The sequence below is a fragment of the Bathymodiolus platifrons methanotrophic gill symbiont genome, from assembly GCF_002189065.1.
Lineage (GTDB): Bacteria > Pseudomonadota > Gammaproteobacteria > Methylococcales > Methylomonadaceae > Methyloprofundus.
Genome location: NZ_BDMN01000365.1, coordinates 1 through 6,119, shown reverse-complemented (window position 1 = coordinate 6,119; position 6,119 = coordinate 1). Strand labels below are relative to the sequence as shown.

Genomic DNA, 6,119 nt, shown 5'->3' with positions numbered 1-6,119 from the left:
AAGCGCTTTTTTAAGAAAGCCATTAAGAGAAATGGCCGTCCTGAATTGGTCAATATTGATAAGAGTGGTTCCAATAAAGCAGCGCTTAATAGCATCAACAAGGAAGACTCAGATGCCCCTAAAGTGGAACCCATTGTAATCCGTCAATGTAAATATTTGAATAATATTATCGAACAAGATCATAGGAACATTAAACGAATAACTCGCCCTATGTTGGGTTTTAAAAACTTCCATAGCGCCCAAAAAACATTAGCAGGTATTGAGATAATGAAAATGATCAAAAAAGGACAAATGTTCGGAGGGGATGGTTTGTCTCCTGCAGGACAGTTTTATTCATTCGCTGCATAAAGGTCGGTTATGACCAATCTTTACCGGCATAATAAGTCCTTGCGACAGAACCCTTTAAAAAGATCGAATAGGACGTATGCTAAGGGCAATGTCTTTAAAGACGATGCCGTTAGTAGCCCCATACTCTTTGTCGCTAGTATAGGTAAAATGCGTCACGTACGCACTTGTAGCATCCACCTCCGTCGAACTCCAGTATGATTCGGTTTGCCGAGGAAAATAACCTAAATCGTGTAGGTATAAATTACTGTAGATTAAATTTAGTTCATCTTTTGATGGCAAAAACCAATCGTTGTGCCCATTATGCTCATAAGAACTTACTAGTTTAGCTGCAACGCGATCGTTTACTTGGCCTGGGTGCTTGCACTTAGTATGTATGATCGCCCTTGTATTTTGCTTTCCTGTATTAACATCTACACCATTGGCTCCAGTATTTGTATCAGAACACCCCCATGTATATTTTTGTAGATTCCTTGGAGCTGCTTCTAAGCCATGAGCGCCTCCATCGGTAACATAAAACACCCAACCTCCAGCTGGACCCGTATCACCAATTGCATATCCCGGATCCCCTGCACCTACATTAATGCGAATAAATGAATCTGAGTTAAAGAGTAGTCCTTGAACATTTATGGACAGTTGATTCCCAACAAACTGAACATCATCATCAGTTAACGGAAATGTCGTAACTGATCTATCAATTGTAGCGCTTGTGATATCGACAGGTAGAGAATCATTATTGAACTCAAAAATATAGGTGTTTTGAAATACGCGTGAGAACTTTCCCGAATCAGTGTAATCAAATTCAATAAAGTCATTCCCAATATTCACACCAACAATTATCATTGGGTACATATCTACATCAACTACACTATAGTAAGTTTCATGATTATGCTGGTAAGTAACAGAATCGCCACGTTTACCAGCAGCGATAGCAGCGATGCTAGTATCACTTGGAAATTCAACACCTGGTTCAACGATAGTTTGAGGCCCAGCAATCGTCGTGGTGAGCGCTTTTCCTCCTGTGTGTGCTTGATACTTAGTTTTAAACACAACTTCAGCATCTACTAATCCAGCATTACACAATTGATTTAAGGAAATAAATAGTAATGAAGTTAATAATAGTTTTTTCATTGTCAATACCTTCGCCAAACTAAAAAGAAGTTTTAATTCTGAATAGATATCCAGAAGCAGGGTAAATACTCAGTATAATTTAAGTGGTTCTGTCACAAAAGTTTATCGTGCGTGTAAAACTCGGTCATAACTGGTCTTTATGCGGCTAATGAATAAAACTGTCCTGCAGGAGACAAACCACATTAGGGCTATTTGCCCTGTATTCCGACTTTTAGTCGCCAGTCTATCTAATCCACCCGCTTTTAGCGGGTGGTTGTTTAGTGCCATTTTAAGTTGGCTGTCCCGTGATTTCGAGTTTTACTTTGGATGTCTTACTGTAGGTAGATGACTTCCAAAATATCCTATTGATACTTTATTGTTGTTAAAATCCGCTAGAATGTGCATTCTTTTAGCATCAGGGAAATTTTTGACGTGTTTTTCAAAGAGTTTTTTTCCTAAAGTCGGATGTTTAAATTCTCTTTGTCTCGCATATTTTCCATTCTCCAATGTTGCACTGCTTTCACCAGAAATAGTTAGCTCAGAATTTAACTTTAAAGCCTCTATATCATTAGAGATCAAGATTGCCTTGTTAAGTTTTTCTAATGCTTTGATAATTTTATGAAAATCATCTACGGTAACAGAAGGAGATTTAAAATCTTTTAATGCAGAATTGCAAAATATAAGATTTGGGAAATCCTTGTTATCTTGCAAAACAAGGTCTCGAAGGTAGTTTTTGTTTTGCGGTTTTTCATTCTCTAACTCAGCTATATAAGCTTCTAAGTGTTCTAAAGATGATATATTCGGCACATCAATTAATTGTTCTTTCCATTCCTCGTTTTCTTCCCATTGTCTTACAATCGATATTGGATTTGATGCCCAGTTATTATGTGATAGAAAGCTTATTGCGTGTGAGTCAATATTAGAAGCTACCCCCAAGCTTGTTACCTCTAGGTTTCTATCACTCGAAAGCATAAATAACATGCCGCTCAAGGCCTCACGTTTATCTTCTTCAAGCTCAATTATAGGGCAGTGAACTTTACTGATAACATTTTTTACAATTAAAGAGATGTCCTTATCAATATGATTAATCCATTCTCCGAATATAAAACCTTCGGCGTAATTTAAAGTGTTCCAATTACCATGTCTATCATCTGCTTGGTTGAAACGAACCCCAGCAGAATCAGCACTCTGGATAATTTTAAAAAAATCTTCTAATTCACTTTTACAATCTACCGAAGAGCTAAATGGAAGAGATGCATCATTGATAATAATGCTATTTGACATAATTAATCACTTTCAATAAGCTTGTTTAGGCTTTTTTCCCATTCATCAAAAAAACCTTTTGGCCAATATTCAATACGACCAGAGGGTTCTATTGCAACTTTTTCAACTTGCACTGAATGCTCAGAACTATCAATATCTCTCGATAAGAAATACACACACACATTGTCAGCATCTATTAGCTTTGACTTTACCGACTGTCTAATTCCATTTAAAAAGTGATCACTATGAGTTTCAATAATTATTTGGACATCATTATCCGCTGCAATAGCTATTAATTTTGCAATCAAAGCTTGACCTGCTGGGTGTAGGTGCGATTCTGGATTCTCTATCAGTAAGAGATCTTCTGAGCGAGCACTTAATACTGCTGTTACAACAGGAAGCACATAGGTTAGTCCAAATCCCGTATTTTCAGGACGGAAATTTGCTGTGATTGCATTGGCCGATGAAAACCTATAGTGCAGGCTAGCCTTATTTATTTCAGGAATTAATTTTGCAATAACTTTGGTTCCTGGAGTGATTTCTGACATCCAAGCATTAAGATTGTCAATTAAAGAGTCGGTTAAAGTATCAGGATGCTTAAAGGCCTTTATTGATATGGCATCATTACCGTGTTCTGCTAGAAAATGTGCGGTGTATTCACCTTTAACGCCCAATGATCTGCGTTGATTAACAGCGTATTCAGATACATCATAAGTACTCCTTGGGCTGATTCGTTCAGCAGAAAGATATTGGAAGGATGGTGTAAATAAAGACTCCTCAAATGGGGTTCCCTTAATATCTTCATCATTCTTGTTGATAGGTTGCATGTCAGACTTTTCACTATAGTCAAAATGTAAGTCGAGACTAGAGTTTGACCAAATCACCTCTATATCTATAAGCTCTTCTTCAGCATCATTAAAAAGCAGATCATTACCATTGCCAATACAAACATATTCTCCAGTTAAAGATATGCCTATGTCAGGTAAAAGGTGTTTGTCATATGATTGCCTTAAGATTAACATTGACTGAAGAGCAGTGGATTTACCCATGCCATTCAAACCAGAAAACAATGTTAGCCCCTCAAAGTCAAAGACTTCATCTTTAATAGATTTGAAATTTCTTAAGCTTAATCGTTCGATCATACCAAGTCCTTAACTAGCTGATTCTCAATGAGGTCACGTACCATTTTAAAGCGTGTTAATACACTTTCTGTGTTAGCCGTTGAACGGGTTATTGAATTAACAAATTTTGTCTCTTTTAGCATTAATTTTAAACTTTCTTTAAAATCCACTTTACATTCAACAAGTCTCTGCCTTTCAGAATTATTAATTGAAGCAAAAGAAACGGAAATAGCTTCGAATAAAGGCTTATTAACAACTTTATTTCCAGTGGGTGCTGCGAGTGATCGTTTAAATGTATCCTTACCAAAAATATCGAATGCTACTTTCATTGCATCAAGAAAGTTATTGCGTAAAGTTTCTAGATGACTATCTTCAAGCTTACCTAACTCAATCATTGCTGAGTCTAAAAATTTAGGAAGTGAGGATTTATAATCATCAACTTCAAACAAAACAAATGCCATATGCCGTAGAACTAATTCTTGATGAGCTTGTCGATTACTTTTATTTTCAACTACTTTTTTAAATGTGCCTTCACTAACAATCTTAGTGAGGAAGTCTGACGCAACACCATTTCGGACAGACTGGCTCATAGCATGTCTGATTTCTTGAGGTGTTAGCTTTAATCCACCCGTATTGATTCTATTAAATAGAGCATATTTCATTTCCAGCGGTGTTCCTGGTTTTATTAAATACACTGATGTTTGAAATTCATCTATTCTTCGCGTCAAAGAGCGAGGAAGGGCATCGTATTTCTTACCATCATAATCGGTAAGAAACTCTAGGTTTTTTAAAACTAAGTTTTTTTTTAATACAAAATTATTTATTGCAGATAAACGCTGCAACCCATCGACCACTTGCCATTTAGCATCTTCACAGGCATCAAAATAAAATGCTGGAATCGGCAATCTTATAAGTATTGATTCAATTAGGCGACTTTGATCCTGCTTGCTCCAAAGATCGGAAGACCGTTGAAAATCAGGCATCAAATCAATTTCGTCATTATCTAGCCTTGAAATCAATGCCCCTAAATTTGGAGTTGTGATTGTAACGTCCACTTTACTCGGGTCAAAAGGCTTCTCGTTGCTTTCTTCTTCACCAAAATCTTCGGATTCAAATTCATCTTCACTCAATTGATTGGTCTCTATCGGTTCCATTTCTACGTAAGTGTCTATTTTTGGTTCTGTCGCAATGATTATTAAAAGCGTAGGGGGCTCTGTCGCAAAAATCAAAAATAGCCTATTACCCACGTAAGCGTCTATTCTTCCCACCTAGACAGGCTACACAATTTACTTTAAAGACTTAATTTTTTCGATTAAGTTCCAAGGTAGAAATTGATCCAGTGCATCTGGTTCATAATGCCTACCAAGGCTGTGTAGCTCAGTGAGTAAATACTTTAGGTAATCAAACGGCTCCAGATTGTTGGCCACCGCCGTCTGCACAAGGCTGTATAGCAGTACAGTGGCATTAGCACCCCGTGGCGTCTGATTAAACAGCCAGTTTTACGCCCAATCACAAACGGTTTGATATGGCGTTCAGCGGCATTATTATCAACCTGTAAATTTCCATCCTCAATATAACGAACCAGACTATCCCACTGGTTAATGGTATAGCGTATGGCTTTACCTATTGAGCTGTCTTTTGCGGTCCTGGTAACATTGTCATCGCACCACTGTTTTAAGTCTTCCAGCAAAGGTTTGCTTTTTTCCTGACGCAACAAATAACGCTGCTCTATCGTCAGGTCTTTAATTTTTTTTCAAGCGCATAGAGACGAGTAAACTTGCGTAATGCAGTTTTCGCCATGCCCATTTTTATCTTTACGGCTCGTTTTGGGCAATGCGTTGAGAGCTTCATCGAATTTGCGACGTGCATGCGCCATACACCCGACGAGGGTACAGTTATCTGATGCAAGGGCGTGATAACCGGCATAGCCGGCCACTTGTAAGTGACCAGAAAATCCCAGTAAAAAGCTAGCCGCATGCGCCCCCCGATCGAGTTGCCTGGTAATCATACAAAAACAATCGGCTGCCCGGACTCATGGCCACCACTCTGGTAGAGCCACATATAGGATTTTGATTTCGTCTCTCGCCCATCCTGAATAACATTCAGCGGTGTTTCATCGGCCTGGATAATTTTCTGCAGGATCAATAGTTGATGCAGTCGATCATAATGTAAGAGTCCCTACTTTTGCGAAAGCTCATTCCTACGATCATAAGATTTAATTTCACCCAAAGTAGGTTTGCATGCTCAACTAAAAATTGTACCATTTTTTAAGTAATTATT

Annotated in this window: 7 protein-coding genes and 1 pseudogene; 1 reads left to right on the top strand and 7 read right to left on the bottom strand. The window is 37.9% G+C overall.

Features of this window, described 5'->3' with window-relative positions:
- The coding region (locus CDZ78_RS17675) for a DDE-type integrase/transposase/recombinase (protein WP_140414173.1) at positions 1–348 on the top strand (348 nt) is incomplete at its 5' end.
- Positions 349–402: 54 nt separating this feature from the next.
- On the opposite strand, the gene CDZ78_RS17670 is transcribed toward CDZ78_RS17675, so the two are convergent.
- From CDZ78_RS17670 to CDZ78_RS23890, 7 genes and pseudogenes are all read right to left on the bottom strand, one after another.
- Complete coding sequence (locus CDZ78_RS17670; RefSeq protein ID WP_087871161.1) at positions 403–1,476, bottom strand: Lcl C-terminal domain-containing protein; 1,074 nt, start codon at positions 1,474–1,476, stop codon at positions 403–405.
- A 297-nt stretch (positions 1,477–1,773) separates the two neighbouring features.
- On the bottom strand, positions 1,774–2,739 hold the full coding sequence (locus CDZ78_RS17665) for a hypothetical protein (RefSeq protein ID WP_087871160.1): 966 nt from the start codon (positions 2,737–2,739) through the stop codon (positions 1,774–1,776).
- 2 nt (positions 2,740–2,741) lie between these two features.
- Positions 2,742–3,860: an AAA family ATPase gene (locus CDZ78_RS17660; RefSeq protein WP_087871159.1), complete on the bottom strand. Its 1,119-nt coding sequence runs from the start codon at positions 3,858–3,860 to the stop codon at positions 2,742–2,744.
- On the bottom strand, positions 3,857–4,969 hold the full coding sequence (locus CDZ78_RS17655) for a DUF262 domain-containing protein (RefSeq protein WP_167374385.1): 1,113 nt from the start codon (positions 4,967–4,969) through the stop codon (positions 3,857–3,859). Before CDZ78_RS17655 ends, CDZ78_RS17660 begins: the two co-directional genes overlap by 4 nt.
- A 156-nt stretch (positions 4,970–5,125) precedes the next feature.
- Positions 5,126–5,266 (bottom strand): transposase domain-containing protein, encoded by a 141-nt coding sequence (locus CDZ78_RS24405; protein ID WP_167374384.1) that lies wholly within the window; start codon positions 5,264–5,266, stop codon positions 5,126–5,128.
- A pseudogene (locus CDZ78_RS23350) lies at positions 5,233–5,847 on the bottom strand (IS66 family transposase). The gene CDZ78_RS24405 and the pseudogene CDZ78_RS23350 overlap by 34 nt, the downstream one beginning before the upstream one ends.
- Positions 5,844–5,996, bottom strand: coding sequence for an IS66 family transposase (locus tag CDZ78_RS23890; RefSeq protein WP_087871154.1), 153 nt, complete (start codon positions 5,994–5,996; stop codon positions 5,844–5,846). Before CDZ78_RS23890 ends, CDZ78_RS23350 begins: the two are co-directional and overlap by 4 nt.
- Between the last annotated feature and the right edge of the window lie 123 nt (positions 5,997–6,119).